Origin of the sequence: Escherichia sp. E4930 (assembly GCF_005845405.1) — a bacterium.
Classification (GTDB): Bacteria; Pseudomonadota; Gammaproteobacteria; order Enterobacterales; family Enterobacteriaceae; genus Escherichia.
This window is the reverse complement of sequence record NZ_VCDZ01000002.1, coordinates 21,932-40,428: the sequence shown is the minus strand read 5'-3', so window position 1 is coordinate 40,428 and position 18,497 is coordinate 21,932. Positions and strand designations below refer to the sequence as shown.

Below are 18,497 nucleotides of genomic sequence, written 5' to 3'. Positions count from 1 at the left end.
TCATTTTAATGCACTAAACGTCCGGCACGAGACATAAATTCTTCTTCGCTCATCTCTTGACCGTTAAAAACAACTTTACCTGGCAAATAATGCAGTTGCAGCGAGGCAATATTGTTGTCAATTGTGATTAACTGAAACATCTTACCTAATGTTGCCATTCCGCCGATTTGTTTATCAGCCAGCTTTTGAGCTTTTTCAGCATCCATTCCTTCAGATAAATTAAGCTGTTTAGCTATTTCAGTGACGACATTAATCGGTACATTCATATCCAGATTGAACGATTTAATATCTTTGTTTGTGGATGATGAAGATTTGGCTGGATCGACAATACTAATATCCAGATTAGCATTTAGTTCACCGACAGCGTTCTTCCAGCTTACAGGTAGTTTAATGATCGGCTCACTTTTTTGTAATAACGGTAAATACTCTTTGAACAATGCAGTATTCATTGCTTCCAGTGCATCTTCATCATTTACTAACTCGGGGTGTGCTGCAAGTTGCTTCTGCGTCGCAATGTTGTACTGGATGATAAACTGGCGAACTGCTAAGGGATCAATAGATTCAGCAATCAATGACCACTGACCGCTACCGAGTTGTTGATTCCCTTTTGTTAACTTATCAAGTTCGTAGGTCAGATTGACATTGATATAATCTTTATCTTTTACGCGCTCTAGTGTGGTTTTCGCGACGAAAGCGTCGATTTTGGCAACTTCGCTACCGTGATTGACAATGCTAATCTGATTAAATTTCGACTCGCTTTCACCAACCGGAAATTTCTTTTCTTCTAATCGCGTCAGAGAATTAATGGTAAAATTTTTCGCCATGACTTTGTTCATTGGCGATAATTCCAGAACAATATCTTCGACTTTGCCTTCAACATCCAGATTAGACAATGAACTGTCATCACCATTAAAAGTAAACTGACCTTCACCAAAGGAGAGTTTTCCATACTCTGCAGGGGCAACGTCCAGAGTTGTAGAGAAAGAACCGCCAAAGGCGAATCGCAATGTCGCTTCGACGGGCGCTCTATCTTTTGCAGCAATAAATAGCGGCTGTGTCAGTTCATTATTGACTAATTTAACTTTTGCTGCCGCCATAGCAGGTAAGATATTGCCGCTTTTTAACATTGATAGCGGCAAGGGACCATGATCGACATCCACATCAAATGCAATACCTTGTCCTGGCTTGATATTGAGATCTGGCGCACCTTTATCAAAGGTAATAAGCATTTGAAAATGAGAGCTAAAAAAACCTTTGTCAAAGTTTTTATAGCTGGCGGTCATATCATAGGCATGCTCTCCCTTCTTTTTACTGTCGTTAAAATCTTTAATAAATTTTTCGACGCCAGACTGGATTTGAGTCCCTTCATACCATGTTCCACCGCCCCAAATAATGGCTAATGCAACAATAACACCTGTGGCTGACTTACGTATCATTTCTATTATTCCCTGATAAAACAGCAAAACTTTTAATATCCGCGCTTGATATTAAAATGTCCAGAAACGAGGTGAATTATCAGAAAGTATTTATATTGATTAAACAACAAAAAAAGCCCGTGAATATTCACGGGCTTTATGTGAATTACAATAAATTATTTTTTCTCAGACAGATATTTCACTGTATCAGCATACTGCTGAACAAAAACATCCATATTGCTGGTATCCATACCCTGCGGATTCAGCTGATATTTACCGTTAACAAACATCGCTGGAACGCCACGCAATTGTACATCTGCAGCCGCTTTTTCTTGCTGTGCGACCAGAGATTTAACAACAAAGCTGTTCCATGCTGCATCATACTCTTCACCTTTAATACCTGCGTTGATGAAGACATCACGAATGTCGGCCGTAGAGCGAATGGTCTGTGTTTTCTGTACGCCTTCAAACAGTGGTACAGTCACTTTATCTTCTACGCCCAGCGCCATCGCCACAGCCCACGCTTGTGTCAGAGATTGCCCCAGCTCCCCGCCCATGAAGTTGACGTGGTATTTAGTCATCTTCACACCTTCCGGCAGTTTTTTCTTCACATTCTCAGAAATATGCAGAACTTCTTCAAACTGATAGCAGTGTGGGCAGAAGAAAGAGAAAAACTCCAGCACTTGCGGTGCGCCAGCAACCGGCTTTTCCAGCGTGGTGTATTGTTTACCATCTTCATACTGCGCCGCCGATGCGCTAAACGCTAAAACCAAACCGGCCAGCGCCAGCCAAATCTTTTTCATGATCTACTCTCTCCGATTAATACATAGGTGTTAATTGCAAAGGGGGTTCTTGTAGAACTTTTGCCTGTTCTATAAAAGTCGCCGTCTGTCGCAGCCAGTAATCTTCCCCGGTTAACCACGGGAAATTTTTCGGGAACGCCGGATCAGCCCAACGCCGCATTAGCCAGGCAAGATAATAAACCAAACGCATGGCGCGTAAAGGTTCAATCAGTCCGATTTCAGCGGTGTCGAACTCGCTAAATTCTTCATAAGCTTCAATAATAGTTTCTAACTGCATCCGCTGCTCAGCTTTATCGCCATTCAGCAACATCCACAGGTCCTGAATTGCAGGGCCATTACGCGCATCATCCAAATCGACAAACATTGGGCCATCGCGCCAGAGAATATTTCCGGCATGGCAGTCACCATGTAATCGCAGAACGGTGAAGTCCTCCCGCCAGTGTGCTGTAACGGCGGTAATAAGCTCATCCGTTGCCTTAAGGAAGGCCGCTTTCAGCCCAGAAGGTATCAGCGTAGCATTTTCAAACAGCTTGCGTGGCTCAATGAGATATTCATTCAGACCGATGGTCGGGCGATGGATAAAAAGCTGTTTGCGCCCCGTCTGGTGCATACGCCCTAAATAACGCCCAACCGCTTCCATCTGATCGATATTATCAGCTTCGAACTGGCGACCACCGACGCTTGGAAAAACGGCAAAATAAAATCCCTGATGATTCAATAAAGTTTGACCGTTAAAGGCCACAGGTGCTGCGACCGGAACTTCATCGCTTACCAGCTGCAACGCAAATTGATGTTCTTCGAGGATTTGATCAGCTGTCCAACGTTCAGGGCGATAAAATTTGACGACAAAACGTCGACGATCTTCGTCCTGAAATTGATAGACACGGTTTTCATAGCTGTTAAGCGGGGTAAGACCGGAATCCACCCGGATCCCATGCTCAAACAGAGCGTCCATGATGGTATCCGGGTGTAGTGTCTGGAAAGTAAAAGCGCTGTTGTTCATCCCATCATCCGGAAAACATTACGAATAATGAAGGATATCATTTCACAATGATTTTGTTGGTAGCGCTTACAAGCTTTTACTCTTTAATTACGCCACGCGCGCGTAATAGCGCCGTTTTGAAGTCTTCTTCATAATCTTTCTGCAACCCAGGGATCACCGCATCTTTCGCGGAATCGCGCATTTTCAGGTGATAGATCAGAATGTCATCCGTCAAATCCGCCAGTTCGCCATCAAAACCTGACTCTTTCGCCAGTTTCTGCAAAAATTGCAGCAGGTTAAGGTCTGGCTCTTTTTGCCAGGCTGGCTGGAGGAGTTCAATAACTTCATTCAGACGTTTACATTTCATAGTAATGCTCCTTACTCTTGAGACAGACACGTTAGCAGGGTCAATCCCACAATAAAAGAGGCGATATCGGTGAATCTGATGACGACGATAACAGGCGTTGTACTGGCGGGCGGTAAAGCCAGACGAATGGGCGGCGTAGATAAAGGATTGCTGGAATTAAACGGCAAACCGCTGTGGCAACATGTCGCTGACGCGCTTATGACGCAGCTCTCTCACGTCGTGGTTAATGCCAATCGTCATCAGGAAATCTATCAGGCCAGTGGTCTGAAAGTAATAGCGGATTCACTGGCGGATTATCCTGGCCCGCTGGCGGGAATGCTTTCGGTAATGCAGCAGGAAGCAGGTGAGTGGTTTCTGTTTTGTCCGTGCGATACGCCTTATATCCCCCACGATTTAGTCTCCCAGCTTAATCATCAGCGCAAAGATGCACCTGTTGTGTGGGTCCATGACGGTGAACGCGATCATCCAACTATTGCTCTGGTAAATTGCGCTATTGAACCTTTATTGCAGGAATATCTACAAGCAGGAGAACGCCGGGTAATGGCATTTATGAATCTTGCTGGCGGTCACGCGGTTGATTTTAGCGACCGTAAAGAAGCATTTGTGAACGTGAATACGCCAGAGGAGCTTGCCCGATGGCAGGAAAAACAATGATACCGCTACTCGCCTTTGCCGCGTGGAGCGGCACCGGAAAAACGACGCTGTTGAAAAAACTTATCCCGGTATTATGCGCCAGAGGGATCCGCCCGGGGCTGATTAAACATACGCATCATGATATGGATGTCGATAAACCGGGCAAAGATAGCTATGAGCTGCGCAAGGCTGGCGCGGCGCAAACCATCGTTGCCAGCCAGCAGCGTTGGGCGCTAATAACGGAGACGCCAGACGAAGAAGCGCTGGATCTGAATTTTCTCGCAAGTCGAATGGATACCTCAAAGCTGGATCTGATTCTGGTTGAAGGGTTCAAGCATGAAGAGATCGCGAAGATTGTGCTGTTTCGCGATGGAGCTGGACATCGACCGGAAGAATTAGTGATAGACAGGCATGTTATTGCTGTAGCCAGTGATGTGCCGCTTAATCTTGATGTCGCGTTACTGGATATTAATGATATTGAGAGGCTGGCTGATTTTGTGGTGGAGTGGATGCAAAAGCAGGCCGGATAAGCAAGAGTAGGCTGGAGAAGACGCGCCAGCGTCGCATCCGGCATTTTTTCTGCATCAACGCAAAAAGGCCATCCTGACGGATGGCCTTCTGCTTAATTTGATGCCTGGCAGTTCCCTACTCTCGCATGGGGAGACCCCACACTACCATCGGCGCTACGGCGTTTCACTTCTGAGTTCGGCATGGGGTCAGGTGGGACCACCGCGCTAAGGCCGCCAGGCAAATTCTGTTTTATTAACCCGCTTACGCCGGTTAATCTAATCTGTTATCAAGCTTACTTATCGATGTCTCATCCGCCAAAACATCTTCGGCGTTGTAAGGTTAAGCCTCACGGTTCATTAGTACCGGTTAGCTCAACGCATCGCTGCGCTTACACACCCGGCCTATCAACGTCGTCGTCTTCAACGTTCCTTCAGGACTCTCAAGGAGTCAGGGAGAACTCATCTCGGGGCAAGTTTCGTGCTTAGATGCTTTCAGCACTTATCTCTTCCGCATTTAGCTACCGGGCAGTGCCATTGGCATGACAACCCGAACACCAGTGATGCGTCCACTCCGGTCCTCTCGTACTAGGAGCAGCCCCCCTCAGTTCTCCAGCGCCCACGGCAGATAGGGACCGAACTGTCTCACGACGTTCTAAACCCAGCTCGCGTACCACTTTAAATGGCGAACAGCCATACCCTTGGGACCTACTTCAGCCCCAGGATGTGATGAGCCGACATCGAGGTGCCAAACACCGCCGTCGATATGAACTCTTGGGCGGTATCAGCCTGTTATCCCCGGAGTACCTTTTATCCGTTGAGCGATGGCCCTTCCATTCAGAACCACCGGATCACTATGACCTGCTTTCGCACCTGCTCGCGCCGTCACGCTCGCAGTCAAGCTGGCTTATGCCATTGCACTAACCTCCTGATGTCCGACCAGGATTAGCCAACCTTCGTGCTCCTCCGTTACTCTTTAGGAGGAGACCGCCCCAGTCAAACTACCCACCAGACACTGTCCGCAACCCGGATCACGGGTCTACGTTAGAACATCAAACATTAAAGGGTGGTATTTCAAGGTCGGCTCCATGCAGACTGGCGTCCACACTTCAAAGCCTCCCACCTATCCTACACATCAAGGCTCAATGTTCAGTGTCAAGCTATAGTAAAGGTTCACGGGGTCTTTCCGTCTTGCCGCGGGTACACTGCATCTTCACAGCGAGTTCAATTTCACTGAGTCTCGGGTGGAGACAGCCTGGCCATCATTACGCCATTCGTGCAGGTCGGAACTTACCCGACAAGGAATTTCGCTACCTTAGGACCGTTATAGTTACGGCCGCCGTTTACCGGGGCTTCGATCAAGAGCTTCGCTTGCGCTAACCCCATCAATTAACCTTCCGGCACCGGGCAGGCGTCACACCGTATACGTCCACTTTCGTGTTTGCACAGTGCTGTGTTTTTAATAAACAGTTGCAGCCAGCTGGTATCTTCGACTGATTTCAGCTCCATCCGCGAGGGACTTCACCTACGTATCAGCGTGCCTTCTCCCGAAGTTACGGCACCATTTTGCCTAGTTCCTTCACCCGAGTTCTCTCAAGCGCCTTGGTATTCTCTACCTGACCACCTGTGTCGGTTTGGGGTACGATTTGATGTTACCTGATGCTTAGAGGCTTTTCCTGGAAGCAGGGCATTTGTTGCTTCAGCACCGTAGTGCCTCGTCATCACGCCTCAGCCTTGGTTTTCCGGATTTGCCTGGAAAACCAGCCTACACGCTTAAACCGGGACAACCGTCGCCCGGCCAACATAGCCTTCTCCGTCCCCCCTTCGCAGTAACACCAAGTACAGGAATATTAACCTGTTTCCCATCGACTACGCCTTTCGGCCTCGCCTTAGGGGTCGACTCACCCTGCCCCGATTAACGTTGGACAGGAACCCTTGGTCTTCCGGCGAGCGGGCTTTTCACCCGCTTTATCGTTACTTATGTCAGCATTCGCACTTCTGATACCTCCAGCATACCTCACAGTACACCTTCACAGGCTTACAGAACGCTCCCCTACCCAACAACACATAGTGTCGCTGCCGCAGCTTCGGTGCATGGTTTAGCCCCGTTACATCTTCCGCGCAGGCCGACTCGACCAGTGAGCTATTACGCTTTCTTTAAATGATGGCTGCTTCTAAGCCAACATCCTGGCTGTCTGGGCCTTCCCACATCGTTTCCCACTTAACCATGACTTTGGGACCTTAGCTGGCGGTCTGGGTTGTTTCCCTCTTCACGACGGACGTTAGCACCCGCCGTGTGTCTCCCGTGATAACATTCTCCGGTATTCGCAGTTTGCATCGGGTTGGTAAGTCGGGATGACCCCCTTGCCGAAACAGTGCTCTACCCCCGGAGATGAATTCACGAGGCGCTACCTAAATAGCTTTCGGGGAGAACCAGCTATCTCCCGGTTTGATTGGCCTTTCACCCCCAGCCACAAGTCATCCGCTAATTTTTCAACATTAGTCGGTTCGGTCCTCCAGTTAGTGTTACCCAACCTTCAACCTGCCCATGGCTAGATCACCGGGTTTCGGGTCTATACCCTGCAACTTAACGCCCAGTTAAGACTCGGTTTCCCTTCGGCTCCCCTATTCGGTTAACCTTGCTACAGAATATAAGTCGCTGACCCATTATACAAAAGGTACGCAGTCACCCCATAAAGAGGCTCCCACTGCTTGTACGTACACGGTTTCAGGTTCTTTTTCACTCCCCTCGCCGGGGTTCTTTTCGCCTTTCCCTCACGGTACTGGTTCACTATCGGTCAGTCAGGAGTATTTAGCCTTGGAGGATGGTCCCCCCATATTCAGACAGGATACCACGTGTCCCGCCCTACTCATCGAGCTCACAGCATGTGCATTTTTGTGTACGGGGCTGTCACCCTGTATCGCGCGCCTTTCCAGACGCTTCCACTAACACACACACTGATTCAGGCTCTGGGCTGCTCCCCGTTCGCTCGCCGCTACTGGGGGAATCTCGGTTGATTTCTTTTCCTCGGGGTACTTAGATGTTTCAGTTCCCCCGGTTCGCCTCATTAACCTATGGATTCAGTTAATGATAGTGTGTCGAAACACACTGGGTTTCCCCATTCGGAAATCGCCGGTTATAACGGTTCATATCACCTTACCGACGCTTATCGCAGATTAGCACGTCCTTCATCGCCTCTGACTGCCAGGGCATCCACCGTGTACGCTTAGTCGCTTAACCTCACAACCCGAAGATGTTTCTTGCGATTCATCATCGTGTTGCGAAAATTTGAGAGACTCACGAACAACTCTCGTTGTTCAGTGTTTCAATTTTCAGCTTGATCCAGATTTTTAAAGAGCAAATATCTCAAACATCACTCGTAAGTGAGTTTTGAGATACAGAGGTCGGCGACTTTCACTCACAAACCAGCAAGTGGCGTCCCCTAGGGGATTCGAACCCCTGTTACCGCCGTGAAAGGGCGGTGTCCTGGGCCTCTAGACGAAGGGGACGTATCAGTCTGCTTCGCAAGACGCCTTGCTATTCACTTTCTATCAGACAATCTGTGTGAGCACTTCAAAGAACGCTTCTTTAAGGTAAGGAGGTGATCCAACCGCAGGTTCCCCTACGGTTACCTTGTTACGACTTCACCCCAGTCATGAATCACAAAGTGGTAAGCGCCCTCCCGAAGGTTAAGCTACCTACTTCTTTTGCAACCCACTCCCATGGTGTGACGGGCGGTGTGTACAAGGCCCGGGAACGTATTCACCGTGGCATTCTGATCCACGATTACTAGCGATTCCGACTTCATGGAGTCGAGTTGCAGACTCCAATCCGGACTACGACGCACTTTATGAGGTCCGCTTGCTCTCGCGAGGTCGCTTCTCTTTGTATGCGCCATTGTAGCACGTGTGTAGCCCTGGTCGTAAGGGCCATGATGACTTGACGTCATCCCCACCTTCCTCCAGTTTATCACTGGCAGTCTCCTTTGAGTTCCCGGCCGGACCGCTGGCAACAAAGGATAAGGGTTGCGCTCGTTGCGGGACTTAACCCAACATTTCACAACACGAGCTGACGACAGCCATGCAGCACCTGTCTCACGGTTCCCGAAGGCACATTCTCATCTCTGAAAACTTCCGTGGATGTCAAGACCAGGTAAGGTTCTTCGCGTTGCATCGAATTAAACCACATGCTCCACCGCTTGTGCGGGCCCCCGTCAATTCATTTGAGTTTTAACCTTGCGGCCGTACTCCCCAGGCGGTCGACTTAACGCGTTAGCTCCGGAAGCCACGCCTCAAGGGCACAACCTCCAAGTCGACATCGTTTACGGCGTGGACTACCAGGGTATCTAATCCTGTTTGCTCCCCACGCTTTCGCACCTGAGCGTCAGTCTTCGTCCAGGGGGCCGCCTTCGCCACCGGTATTCCTCCAGATCTCTACGCATTTCACCGCTACACCTGGAATTCTACCCCCCTCTACGAGACTCAAGCTTGCCAGTATCAGATGCAGTTCCCAGGTTGAGCCCGGGGATTTCACATCTGACTTAACAAACCGCCTGCGTGCGCTTTACGCCCAGTAATTCCGATTAACGCTTGCACCCTCCGTATTACCGCGGCTGCTGGCACGGAGTTAGCCGGTGCTTCTTCTGCGGGTAACGTCAATGAGCAAAGGTATTAACTTTACTCCCTTCCTCCCCGCTGAAAGTACTTTACAACCCGAAGGCCTTCTTCATACACGCGGCATGGCTGCATCAGGCTTGCGCCCATTGTGCAATATTCCCCACTGCTGCCTCCCGTAGGAGTCTGGACCGTGTCTCAGTTCCAGTGTGGCTGGTCATCCTCTCAGACCAGCTAGGGATCGTCGCCTAGGTGAGCCGTTACCCCACCTACTAGCTAATCCCATCTGGGCACATCCGATGGCAAGAGGCCCGAAGGTCCCCCTCTTTGGTCTTGCGACGTTATGCGGTATTAGCTACCGTTTCCAGTAGTTATCCCCCTCCATCAGGCAGTTTCCCAGACATTACTCACCCGTCCGCCACTCGTCAGCAAAGAAGCAAGCTTCTTCCTGTTACCGTTCGACTTGCATGTGTTAGGCCTGCCGCCAGCGTTCAATCTGAGCCATGATCAAACTCTTCAATTTAAAAGTTTGATGCTCAAAAAATTAAACTTCGTAATGAATTACGTGTTCACTCTTGAGACTTGGTATTCATTTATCGTCTTGCGACGTTAAGAATCCGTATCTTCGAGTGCCCACACAGATTGTCTGATAAATTGTTAAAGAGCAGTTGCGACGCGGCTTTCAGCTCACTGTCGCGAGGTGGCGTATATTACGCTTTCCTCTTTCAGAGTCAACCCAGAATTTCAGGATTTTTCTCTTCAACCGAACCGGCTGTTTGTGTGAAGTGATTCACATCCGCCGTGTCGATGGAGGCGCATTATAGGGAGTTCTCCGTAGGCCGCAATAGAAAAATTGCAAAAAAATGACTGACTGCTGCATTCCCCAGCAAAACCCCGCTTTATACCTTTTTACGCACAGAGTTATCCACAATCATCAATGTAATTTCTGTATTTTTCCCACGGTAACCACTGTCAAAATTGTGATCGCCATTGAAAGAGAAAAATTCGCGAGCGTTGCGCAAACGTTTTCGTTACAATGCGGGCGAAAAATAAGGATGCCCCGTTAGGGGCGTTAGCTGAGTTTTTCGCGAAAAATTCAGCTAACGCTCTCTGTAATAGTCAAATCCAGGGGATTTACCATGCAACAACGTCGTCCAGTCCGCCGCGCTCTGCTCAGTGTTTCTGACAAAGCCGGTATCGTCGAATTCGCCCAGGCACTTTCCGCACGCGGTGTGGAGCTGCTGTCTACAGGGGGCACTGCCCGTCTGTTAGCAGAAAAAGGTCTGCCGGTAACCGAAGTTTCCGATTACACCGGTTTCCCGGAGATGATGGATGGACGCGTGAAGACCCTGCATCCGAAAGTACATGGTGGCATTCTGGGCCGTCGCGGCCAGGACGATGCCATTATGGAAGAACATCAGATCCAACCTATCGATATGGTGGTTGTTAACCTGTATCCGTTCGCCCAGACCGTTGCTCGTGAAGGCTGCTCGCTGGAAGATGCGGTTGAGAACATCGATATCGGCGGCCCAACCATGGTGCGCTCCGCCGCCAAGAACCATAAAGATGTCGCAATCGTGGTGAAGAGCAGCGACTACGACGCCATTATTAATGAGATGGATGCCAACGAAGGATCGCTTCTGCTTGCAACCCGTTTCGACCTCGCTATCAAAGCCTTCGAACACACCGCCGCCTACGACAGCATGATTGCCAACTATTTCGGCAGCATGGTTCCGGCTTACCACGGCGAAAGCAAAGAAGCCGCCGGTCGCTTCTCGCGCACGCTGAACCTGAACTTCATTAAGAAGCAGGATATGCGCTACGGCGAGAACAGCCACCAGCAGGCTGCCTTCTATATAGAAGAGAATGTAAAAGAAGCCTCCGTTGCCACAGCAACCCAGGTTCAGGGTAAGGCCCTCTCTTATAACAACATCGCCGATACCGATGCAGCGCTGGAGTGCGTGAAAGAGTTCGCCGAGCCGGCATGTGTGATTGTGAAGCACGCCAACCCTTGCGGCGTGGCTATCGGCAATTCCATTCTTGATGCTTACGATCGCGCGTACAAAACCGACCCAACCTCCGCATTCGGCGGCATTATCGCCTTTAACCGCGAGCTGGATGCGGAAACCGCACAGGCCATCATTTCTCGTCAGTTTGTCGAAGTGATTATTGCGCCGTCCGCCAGCGAAGAAGCCCTGAAAATCACCGCCGCCAAGCAGAACGTACGCGTTCTGACCTGCGGTCAGTGGGGCGAACGTATTCCGGGTCTTGATTTCAAACGCGTGAACGGCGGTCTGCTGGTTCAGGATCGTGACCTGGGGATGGTCGGCGCGGAAAAACTGCGTGTCGTCACCAAACGCCAGCCGACCAAACAGGAACTGCGTGATGCGCTGTTCTGCTGGAAAGTGGCGAAGTTCGTGAAATCCAACGCCATCGTCTATGCCAAAAACAATATGACCATCGGTATTGGCGCGGGCCAGATGAGCCGCGTGTACTCCGCGAAAATCGCCGGTATTAAAGCTGCCGATGAAGGCCTGGAAGTGAAAGGTTCCTCGATGGCTTCTGACGCGTTCTTCCCGTTCCGCGACGGTATTGATGCCGCCGCCGCTGCGGGCGTGACCTGTGTAATCCAGCCTGGCGGTTCTATCCGTGATGACGAAGTGATTGCCGCCGCCGACGAGCACGGTATTGCGATGCTCTTCACCGACATGCGCCACTTCCGCCATTAATGGAGCGACAGATGAAAGTATTAGTGATTGGTAACGGCGGGCGCGAGCACGCGCTGGCCTGGAAAGCGGCCCAGTCGCCGCTGGTTAAGACCGTATTTGTCGCACCGGGTAACGCAGGCACTGCGCTGGAACCCGCGCTACAGAACGTCGATATCGGCGTGACCGATATCCCGGCGCTGCTGGATTTCGCACAAAACGAAAAGATCGATCTGACCATCGTCGGCCCGGAAGCGCCGCTGGTGAAAGGCGTGGTTGATACCTTCCGCGCCGCCGGGCTGAAAATCTTCGGCCCAACCGCAGATGCCGCGCAACTGGAAGGTTCAAAAGCGTTTACCAAAGATTTCCTGGCCCGCCATAAGATCCCTACGGCGGAATACCAGAACTTCACCGAGGTAGAACCTGCGCTGGCGTATCTGCGTGAGAAAGGCGCGCCAATCGTCATTAAAGCTGACGGTCTGGCTGCCGGGAAAGGCGTTATCGTGGCGATGACGCAGGAAGAAGCTGAAGCGGCTGTTCACGATATGCTGGCAGGCAACGCTTTTGGCGACGCGGGTCATCGCATCGTTATCGAAGAGTTCCTCGATGGCGAAGAAGCGAGCTTTATCGTGATGGTGGACGGCGAGCATGTGCTACCGATGGCCACCAGCCAGGATCACAAACGCGTAGGCGATAAAGATACCGGGCCAAACACTGGCGGAATGGGCGCTTACTCTCCTGCGCCGGTAGTGACCGATGAAGTTCATCAGCGCACGATGGAACGTATCATCTGGCCAACCGTGAAAGGCATGGCGGCGGAAGGCAACACCTACACCGGTTTTCTCTATGCGGGCCTGATGATCGACAAACAGGGCAATCCGAAGGTTATTGAATTTAACTGCCGCTTTGGCGATCCGGAAACCCAGCCGATTATGCTGCGCATGAAGTCCGATCTGGTTGAACTGTGCCTGGCAGCCTGTGAAGGCAAGCTGGACGAGAAAACGTCCGAGTGGGATGAACGCGCTTCTCTCGGCGTGGTGATGGCTGCGGGTGGATATCCGGGTAATTACCGCACCGGCGATGTGATCCACGGCCTGCCGCTGGAAGAAGTGGAAGGCGGCAAAGTGTTCCACGCGGGCACAAAACTGGCGGATGACGAGCAGGTAGTGACCAGCGGCGGGCGCGTACTGTGCGTCACCGCGCTGGGTCATACCGTAGCTGAAGCGCAGAAACGCGCTTATGCCTTAATGACCGATATCCACTGGGACGACTGCTTCTGCCGGAAAGATATCGGCTGGCGCGCCATCGAACGCGAACAGAACTAACGCGACAGTTTTGCCAATAGCGTTTTACGCGTGATCCCTAACTGACGGGCGGCTTCGGTTTTGTTGCCGCCCGTTTTCTCCAGTGCAGCCAGAATCACTTCTTTTTCGACTTCCACCAGCGGCTGAATATCCTGACTTTGTGCCAGCGGGATCGGCGTACTGGCAATCGCCAGCGGCAGCTCGCGTTCGGAAATATATTCCCCGGTCAGCAGCACCACCGCCCGTTCCACCGCGTTTTCCAGTTCACGAATGTTTCCCGGCCAGTCGTAGTGGATCAGCAAATCCATCGCCTGGGGCGTAAAGCCTTTTACGGCCTTGCGATTACGTTCGGCAAAGCGCTGAAGAAAATGGCCAGCCAGCAGAGGGATATCTTCCCGCCGCTGACGCAGCGACGGTACTTCAATCGCCACCACGTTCAGGCGATAGTAGAGATCCTGGCGAAAACGCCCGGCATTTACCTCTGCGGCAAGATCGCGATGGGTCGCCGCAATCAGCCGGACATCAACCGAGATAGTCTGGTTGCTACCGACACGCTGAACTTCGCGCTCCTGAATCGCACGCAGCAGACGCACCTGCATCATCGGCGAGATATCGCCAATTTCATCGAGAAACAGCGTGCCGCCGTCCGCCTCAACAAAGCGCCCTTCCCGGCGTTTATCGGCTCCAGTAAACGCCCCTTTTTCGTGACCGAACAATTCAGATTCCAGCAAGGATTCGTTGAGTGCCGCACAGTTGAGCGTTACCAGCGGTTTTTCGCTACGTGCGCTACTGGCGTGAATCGCCCTGGCGACCAGCTCTTTACCGGTGCCGGAATCGCCGTGGATCAGCACCGTGGCTTCCGATGGCGCGACGAGGGCGATTTCACTGAGCAGGTGTTGCATCGCCGGGCTTTTACCGACCATACCGAACTGGCTGGCGGACACCGCAGGTATTTCAGCATCGACACTGTGCGTATGCGCGAGCGCCTTTTCCAGCGTCGCCTGCAGGTTATCGAAATCCAGCGGTTTGATGAGATAATCCAGCGCCCCGGTTTTCAACGCCTCTACCGCCGTCTCGACGCTGGAGTACGCGGTCATAATCAGTACCGGAATCGCCGGGTTTAACGTTTTGATCTCTTTTAGCGTGGCAATGCCGTCCATCTCCGCCATTCGCACATCGCAAAGCACAAGATCAAAAACCTGTTCCCGCACCTGCTCCAGCGCCTGTCGCCCGCTGTTCGCCAGCGCGACGTTATAGCCCCAGCCGCGCAGCAATGCCTGCAAAATAGTGCAGTGGCTAATGTCATCATCCACCACCAGAATATCGATATTATCGTGCGTCATCCTTGTGGGTCCTTACGCGTAATATTGACCGGAAGCCAGAGAGTGAATGTTGCGCCTTTTCCCTCCTGGCTTGCGACCTGAATTGTACCACCGTGTTGTTCAACAATATTATGCACGACCGCCAGCCCCAATCCGGTGCCTTCGGCTTTGGTGGTGAAGTACGGAGTGAAGATGGCTTCAAGCTGATCTGCCGCAATTCCCTTACCGCTGTCGGTAACGCTGATTTTCACGCCCGCGCCGCTTTCGCTGGCCGTCACGCTAATCACGCCATGCTGACCAATCGCCTGAATAGCATTGAGATAGAGATTCAACAGGACCTGAGTCAGCCTGTCCGGATCGGCCTGAATTTCCGGCAACATGTCGTTGGCGGTAAAGAGTAACTGGATCTCCCGGCTGTTTGCATCCTGGCTTACCAGCTGTAATGAGTGGTTAATCAGATTGTTGAGATCCACCGCCTGCAAAGCCAGATGCGTTGGTTTAACCAGTTCCAGCAGCTCGCTTACCACGCGGTTTAAACGGTCGGCTTCTTTCGCCATCACCTGCGCCAGTTGATGCGCTTCTCCCCCTGCTGGCGCACGTTCGGCAAAATATTTCGCCAGCCCTTTAATCGAGGAAAGTGGGTTACGGATTTCGTGGGCAACGCCTGCCGCCAGATGCCCCAGCGCCACCAGCTTCTCTTTGCGCTTCATCTCATCCTGTAGAAGCTGGCGCGAGCGCAGATAGCGGCGATACCAGAAGAATGACAACACGCTTGCCAGTAAGACCGTCGCCAGGGCGAAGAGGATAATCAGGGTATTGCGCTTTTCCCCACTCTGGGTTGCAACCAGATCGCTGGCGTCAACGGCGATGAAAATAGCCTGTTGTGCTTCTGCCTGTGGCACAGCTTTGCCGTTACAGCGCGGCATATTGTGCATACCATGCCGCCAGGGCAATGACATTGGCTGGAACAAACGATAGACCTCAAGCGCAGGCGTTTTTTCTGCATCCTCAAGCAGTCTCCAGCGGGAGTTTTCCTCTGGCTTTAACTGCTGCATTTCATCAGGAGAATAGAGTGCACGCCCGACCATTTCGGGGTTACTGTGAAGAATGATGATGCCCTGCGCATCGGTGACCGCAAACCACAACACCCCAGGCTGGCCTGCCATCTCTTCCAGAAGCGCCTGTTGCTGCACATGGTGCATTCGCATCCCCATCCCTACGCGGCTTCCTGACTCCAGAGCGCGAATGAGCACATTACCTTTTTCCAGTAATGCCTGACGGTCAGCCTCACTTGCCCGCCCATAATCACGAATCACAGTTACCGCAAACAATCCCACCAGCCCAACAATGACCACGGGGAGGATCGTGCTTAACCATTTGGCTAAGGTGTCTTTTGAACGTTGCATAAAACGTATCTTCTTCTTTGCCTGTTCATCCCTTTTTGACAGCAGAAATCATGCCATCTTTTAGCAGCGCTTACCCTGCGCTGTAACACAAAGACTTAAATTTCAATGAGTAAAAATGACTCGCTTACCACAGCAGGCGAGTCATTTTTACTCGCTTATCACGCCAGATTGCCCGTCATATCAGCGTTTCGTTGTTGGCACGAAAGATGCAATACCCAAAGTAAGACAACCACTGGAGGATTAACCATGAAACGGAACACGAAAATTGCCCTGGTGATGATGGCGCTTTCAGCAATGGCGATGGGATCGACATCTGCATTTGCTCACGGCGGACACGGGATGTGGCAACAAAATGCCGCGCCTTTGACCAGCGAACAACAGACAGCGTGGCAGAAAATCCATAATGACTTTTACGCTCAAAGCAGCGCACTGCAACAGCAACTGGTGACGAAGCGTTATGAATACAATGCCCTGTTAGCCGCGAACCCACCGGATAGCAGCAAAATTAACGCGGTCGCCAAAGAGATGGAGGCTTTGCGTCAGTCGTTAGATGAGTTACGGGTGAAACGGGATATTGCGATGGCTGAAGCGGGTATTCCGCGCGGTACCGGAATGGGCATGGGTTACAGCGGCTGCGGTGGTGGTGGCGGTCATATGGGAATGGGCCACTGGTAAATCAGAACGTTTTCTCGTTGGGTTGCCAGCGACAGAAATCAGAGTTTGCCACTAACAGTAATTGCGAACCTTCGGGCGCTTCCAGCCATGCCACGCTGACATCAACAGAAGAGCGGCTCTGGCGGCGCTCGATATGCGCTATCGCCTGCGAATCTAAATCAGGTTTAATGGTTTGCCCTTCGCAGGTGGTCACGGTCTGTTCCATCGCATGCCAGCGCCCCTGGCGCAGCACGACTCTCCCCTGACGTAAGGCATCGCTAATCTGGCGGATTTGGTCAGCACGATAACGATATAAATCAATTTGGTCGTTAGAAAGCTGCTGCTTTTCCCCGTCGGATTCACGTTGCATAAAGCTCAGATCGCCGCGATCGTCAAAACGCGCGCGAATGTTCACCGGCGGTTTGCTGTAAACATTGATATTGATAAGCGTGAGGTTATCGCCCTGCCAGCGATACTCTCGCGTCGTGGTATCGCCATTGCGCCACGGGCTAAATACAGCAAGCAGATGGACATTATCGCCGCTGTCTTTTCGCCAGATGCGTACCGCGCCCTGATCTTCAGCAAATCCACTGGCGGTAAAGGGAGGAAGTGAGGAGTTATGGCTACAAGCAGTAAGAAACAGCGCGCCTGCCAGCATCAATGAGCGACGCCAGAAAGACAAAAGGGGTGAAACCACCCCTTCGTTAAAACTGTTCACTGCCACGCAATCTTACTTAACTGCGTCTTTCAGTGCCTTGCCAGAAACAAATGCCGGTACGTTTGCAGCGGCGATTTTGATTTCTTTACCGGTCTGCGGGTTGCGGCCAGTACGCTCAGCGCGGTGGTTCACTTTGAAGGTACCGAAACCAACCAGTTGTACAGCATCGCCTTCTTTCAGAGACTCAGTAATTGCAGCCAGAGTGGACTCCAGAGCAGCTTTAGCCTGGGTTTTGGACAGTTCTGCTTTCTCTGCAATTACATCAATCAGTTGAGTCTTGTTCATAAGTTATCCTTACAATGTGTTTATCGCTTGCTAAGCATCGAGTGCGACGGAAATGCCAGAATAGCACTCTCCTGCATACACGCACCGATAGCCACTTTTTTTCGCCCCCCAAATGTAGACCAGACGGGGGGCGAAAGGGAAGACTCCAGGTACGACAAATCAGGCGTTAATTCACGTTTTCTGGTCTTATTGCTGAAAAATTATACCAATATTGCTCTCACCCGCCTCACGCAGGTCGGCTCTAAGGCCTTTTATCAGCTCGATGTCACGTTCTTCACACTCGGCTAAAAGTCGGAATATTTCCCACTGAATGTCCCATTCTTGCTCAACGGCTGGGTTTTCTTTCAGCTCTTCATCGCTCATTTCGCGACCAGCCTGAGTCATTTCCAGCATCGCAACGGTGGTAATAGAGGTCTTACTCACTTCCACCGCGTGTTCGAGCGTTTCACCACTCAAACGCGAATGGACCAGTTCACTTAACGCCACGCAGGCATCGATTGCCGGATAAACGCCGTACAGATCGAAATCGTCGGCTGACGGGATCGCTTCTTCAAATTTCTCCAGTTGGCTGTCGAAATTTACTTTTGCGTCTTTGACGGTCAGCGTTTCCCAGATGAGATCGAGAATACGCCGATAAATTTGCCCATCGCCAAAACCGGTTTGCTTGCAGAACATAGCGTAATTGGGGTACATGCGTTCGCACAGACAAGCCATGAAAGTGACATGCTGCCAGCTTTCCAGGCGCTCCAGACGCAGATGAATTGGGTTTTGTAACATGTTGAG

General features: G+C 51.3%; 14 protein-coding genes, 1 tRNA gene and 3 rRNA genes. 5 read left to right on the top strand and 13 right to left on the bottom strand.

Annotation, left to right across the window (positions count from 1 at the left end):
• Positions 1-5: 5 nt before the first annotated feature.
• From FFT88_RS01290 to FFT88_RS01275, 4 genes are all read right to left on the bottom strand, one after another.
• Positions 6-1,436 carry a DUF945 family protein gene (locus tag FFT88_RS01290; protein ID WP_130223072.1) on the bottom strand — a complete coding sequence of 477 codons (1,431 nt, stop codon included), beginning with the start codon at positions 1,434-1,436 and terminating at the stop codon, positions 6-8.
• Positions 1,437-1,591: 155 nt separating this feature from the next.
• Positions 1,592-2,218, bottom strand: coding sequence for a thiol:disulfide interchange protein DsbA (gene dsbA / locus FFT88_RS01285; RefSeq protein WP_064527999.1), 627 nt, complete (start codon positions 2,216-2,218; stop codon positions 1,592-1,594).
• 16 nt (positions 2,219-2,234) lie between these two features.
• The gene (gene srkA, locus FFT88_RS01280; protein ID WP_130216161.1) at positions 2,235-3,221 is read right to left on the bottom strand and encodes a stress response kinase SrkA; all 987 of its coding nucleotides are present in this window, start codon (positions 3,219-3,221) and stop codon (positions 2,235-2,237) included.
• A 76-nt stretch (positions 3,222-3,297) separates the two neighbouring features.
• Positions 3,298-3,567: a YihD family protein gene (locus FFT88_RS01275; protein WP_001295263.1), complete on the bottom strand. Its 270-nt coding sequence runs from the start codon at positions 3,565-3,567 to the stop codon at positions 3,298-3,300.
• A gap of 69 nt (positions 3,568-3,636) precedes the next feature.
• On the opposite strand from FFT88_RS01275, the gene mobA reads away from it, so the two are divergent.
• Entirely contained in the window at positions 3,637-4,221 is a 585-nt protein-coding gene (gene mobA, locus FFT88_RS01270) for a molybdenum cofactor guanylyltransferase MobA (protein ID WP_135405252.1), read from the top strand.
• On the top strand, positions 4,203-4,730 hold the full coding sequence (mobB, locus tag FFT88_RS01265) for a molybdopterin-guanine dinucleotide biosynthesis protein MobB (RefSeq protein WP_135405250.1): 528 nt from the start codon (positions 4,203-4,205) through the stop codon (positions 4,728-4,730). Before mobA ends, mobB begins: the two co-directional genes overlap by 19 nt.
• A 102-nt stretch (positions 4,731-4,832) precedes the next feature.
• On the opposite strand, the gene rrf is transcribed toward mobB, so the two are convergent.
• From rrf to FFT88_RS01245, 4 genes are all read right to left on the bottom strand, one after another.
• Positions 4,833-4,948 (bottom strand): 5S ribosomal RNA (rrf, locus tag FFT88_RS01260).
• A 97-nt stretch (positions 4,949-5,045) separates the two neighbouring features.
• Positions 5,046-7,947: ribosomal RNA gene (locus FFT88_RS01255) — 23S ribosomal RNA — on the bottom strand.
• Between the two features lie 193 nt (positions 7,948-8,140).
• Positions 8,141-8,216, bottom strand: a tRNA-Glu gene (locus FFT88_RS01250).
• Between the two features lie 85 nt (positions 8,217-8,301).
• Positions 8,302-9,843 (bottom strand): 16S ribosomal RNA (locus FFT88_RS01245).
• Together the 16S, 23S and 5S rRNA genes with 1 tRNA gene alongside form the textbook arrangement of a ribosomal RNA operon.
• Positions 9,844-10,459: 616 nt before the next feature.
• On the opposite strand from FFT88_RS01245, the gene purH reads away from it, so the two are divergent.
• Complete coding sequence (gene purH / locus FFT88_RS01240; RefSeq protein ID WP_135405247.1) at positions 10,460-12,049, top strand: bifunctional phosphoribosylaminoimidazolecarboxamide formyltransferase/IMP cyclohydrolase; 1,590 nt, start codon at positions 10,460-10,462, stop codon at positions 12,047-12,049.
• An 11-nt stretch (positions 12,050-12,060) separates the two neighbouring features.
• Complete coding sequence (gene purD, locus FFT88_RS01235; protein ID WP_135405245.1) at positions 12,061-13,350, top strand: phosphoribosylamine--glycine ligase; 1,290 nt, start codon at positions 12,061-12,063, stop codon at positions 13,348-13,350.
• Here the strand turns inward: purD and zraR are convergent.
• Together zraR and zraS are read right to left on the bottom strand one after the other, a co-directional pair.
• Positions 13,347-14,672: a sigma-54-dependent response regulator transcription factor ZraR gene (gene zraR, locus FFT88_RS01230; protein ID WP_135405242.1), complete on the bottom strand. Its 1,326-nt coding sequence runs from the start codon at positions 14,670-14,672 to the stop codon at positions 13,347-13,349. The genes purD and zraR overlap by 4 nt on opposite strands.
• Positions 14,669-16,066, bottom strand: a complete 1,398-nt coding sequence (gene zraS, locus FFT88_RS01225; RefSeq protein ID WP_135405239.1) for a two-component system sensor histidine kinase ZraS — start codon at positions 16,064-16,066, stop codon at positions 14,669-14,671. The genes zraR and zraS overlap by 4 nt, the downstream gene beginning before the upstream one ends.
• A gap of 237 nt (positions 16,067-16,303) precedes the next feature.
• Between zraS and zraP the strand changes: the two genes are divergently transcribed.
• On the top strand, positions 16,304-16,732 hold the full coding sequence (zraP, locus tag FFT88_RS01220; RefSeq protein WP_130222640.1) for a zinc resistance sensor/chaperone ZraP: 429 nt from the start codon (positions 16,304-16,306) through the stop codon (positions 16,730-16,732).
• A gap of 1 nt (position 16,733) precedes the next feature.
• Here zraP and FFT88_RS01215 read toward each other — a convergent pair whose 3' ends face one another.
• The 3 genes from FFT88_RS01215 to FFT88_RS01205 form a co-directional block, all read right to left on the bottom strand.
• The gene (locus FFT88_RS01215; protein ID WP_032147960.1) at positions 16,734-17,429 is read right to left on the bottom strand and encodes a DUF1481 domain-containing protein; all 696 of its coding nucleotides are present in this window, start codon (positions 17,427-17,429) and stop codon (positions 16,734-16,736) included.
• A gap of 12 nt (positions 17,430-17,441) precedes the next feature.
• The gene (gene hupA / locus FFT88_RS01210; protein WP_001044513.1) at positions 17,442-17,714 is read right to left on the bottom strand and encodes a nucleoid-associated protein HU-alpha; all 273 of its coding nucleotides are present in this window, start codon (positions 17,712-17,714) and stop codon (positions 17,442-17,444) included.
• Positions 17,715-17,900: 186 nt separating this feature from the next.
• Positions 17,901-18,491 carry a YjaG family protein gene (locus FFT88_RS01205; RefSeq protein ID WP_135405236.1) on the bottom strand — a complete coding sequence of 197 codons (591 nt, stop codon included), beginning with the start codon at positions 18,489-18,491 and terminating at the stop codon, positions 17,901-17,903.
• Between the last annotated feature and the right edge of the window lie 6 nt (positions 18,492-18,497).

Coding starts and splice junctions, on each gene's coding strand:
- purD (WP_135405245.1), top strand. CDS start 12,061: ATGAAAGTATTAGTGATTGGTAACGGCGGGCGCGAGCACGCGCTGGCC.
- purH (WP_135405247.1), top strand. CDS start 10,460: ATGCAACAACGTCGTCCAGTCCGCCGCGCTCTGCTCAGTGTTTCTGAC.
- FFT88_RS01275 (WP_001295263.1), bottom strand. CDS start 3,567: ATGAAATGTAAACGTCTGAATGAAGTTATTGAACTCCTCCAGCCAGCC.
- FFT88_RS01205 (WP_135405236.1), bottom strand. CDS start 18,491: ATGTTACAAAACCCAATTCATCTGCGTCTGGAGCGCCTGGAAAGCTGG.
- FFT88_RS01290 (WP_130223072.1), bottom strand. CDS start 1,436: ATGATACGTAAGTCAGCCACAGGTGTTATTGTTGCATTAGCCATTATT.
- dsbA (WP_064527999.1), bottom strand. CDS start 2,218: ATGAAAAAGATTTGGCTGGCGCTGGCCGGTTTGGTTTTAGCGTTTAGC.
- zraP (WP_130222640.1), top strand. CDS start 16,304: ATGAAACGGAACACGAAAATTGCCCTGGTGATGATGGCGCTTTCAGCA.
- hupA (WP_001044513.1), bottom strand. CDS start 17,714: ATGAACAAGACTCAACTGATTGATGTAATTGCAGAGAAAGCAGAACTG.
- mobB (WP_135405250.1), top strand. CDS start 4,203: ATGGCAGGAAAAACAATGATACCGCTACTCGCCTTTGCCGCGTGGAGC.
- srkA (WP_130216161.1), bottom strand. CDS start 3,221: ATGAACAACAGCGCTTTTACTTTCCAGACACTACACCCGGATACCATC.
- zraR (WP_135405242.1), bottom strand. CDS start 14,672: ATGACGCACGATAATATCGATATTCTGGTGGTGGATGATGACATTAGC.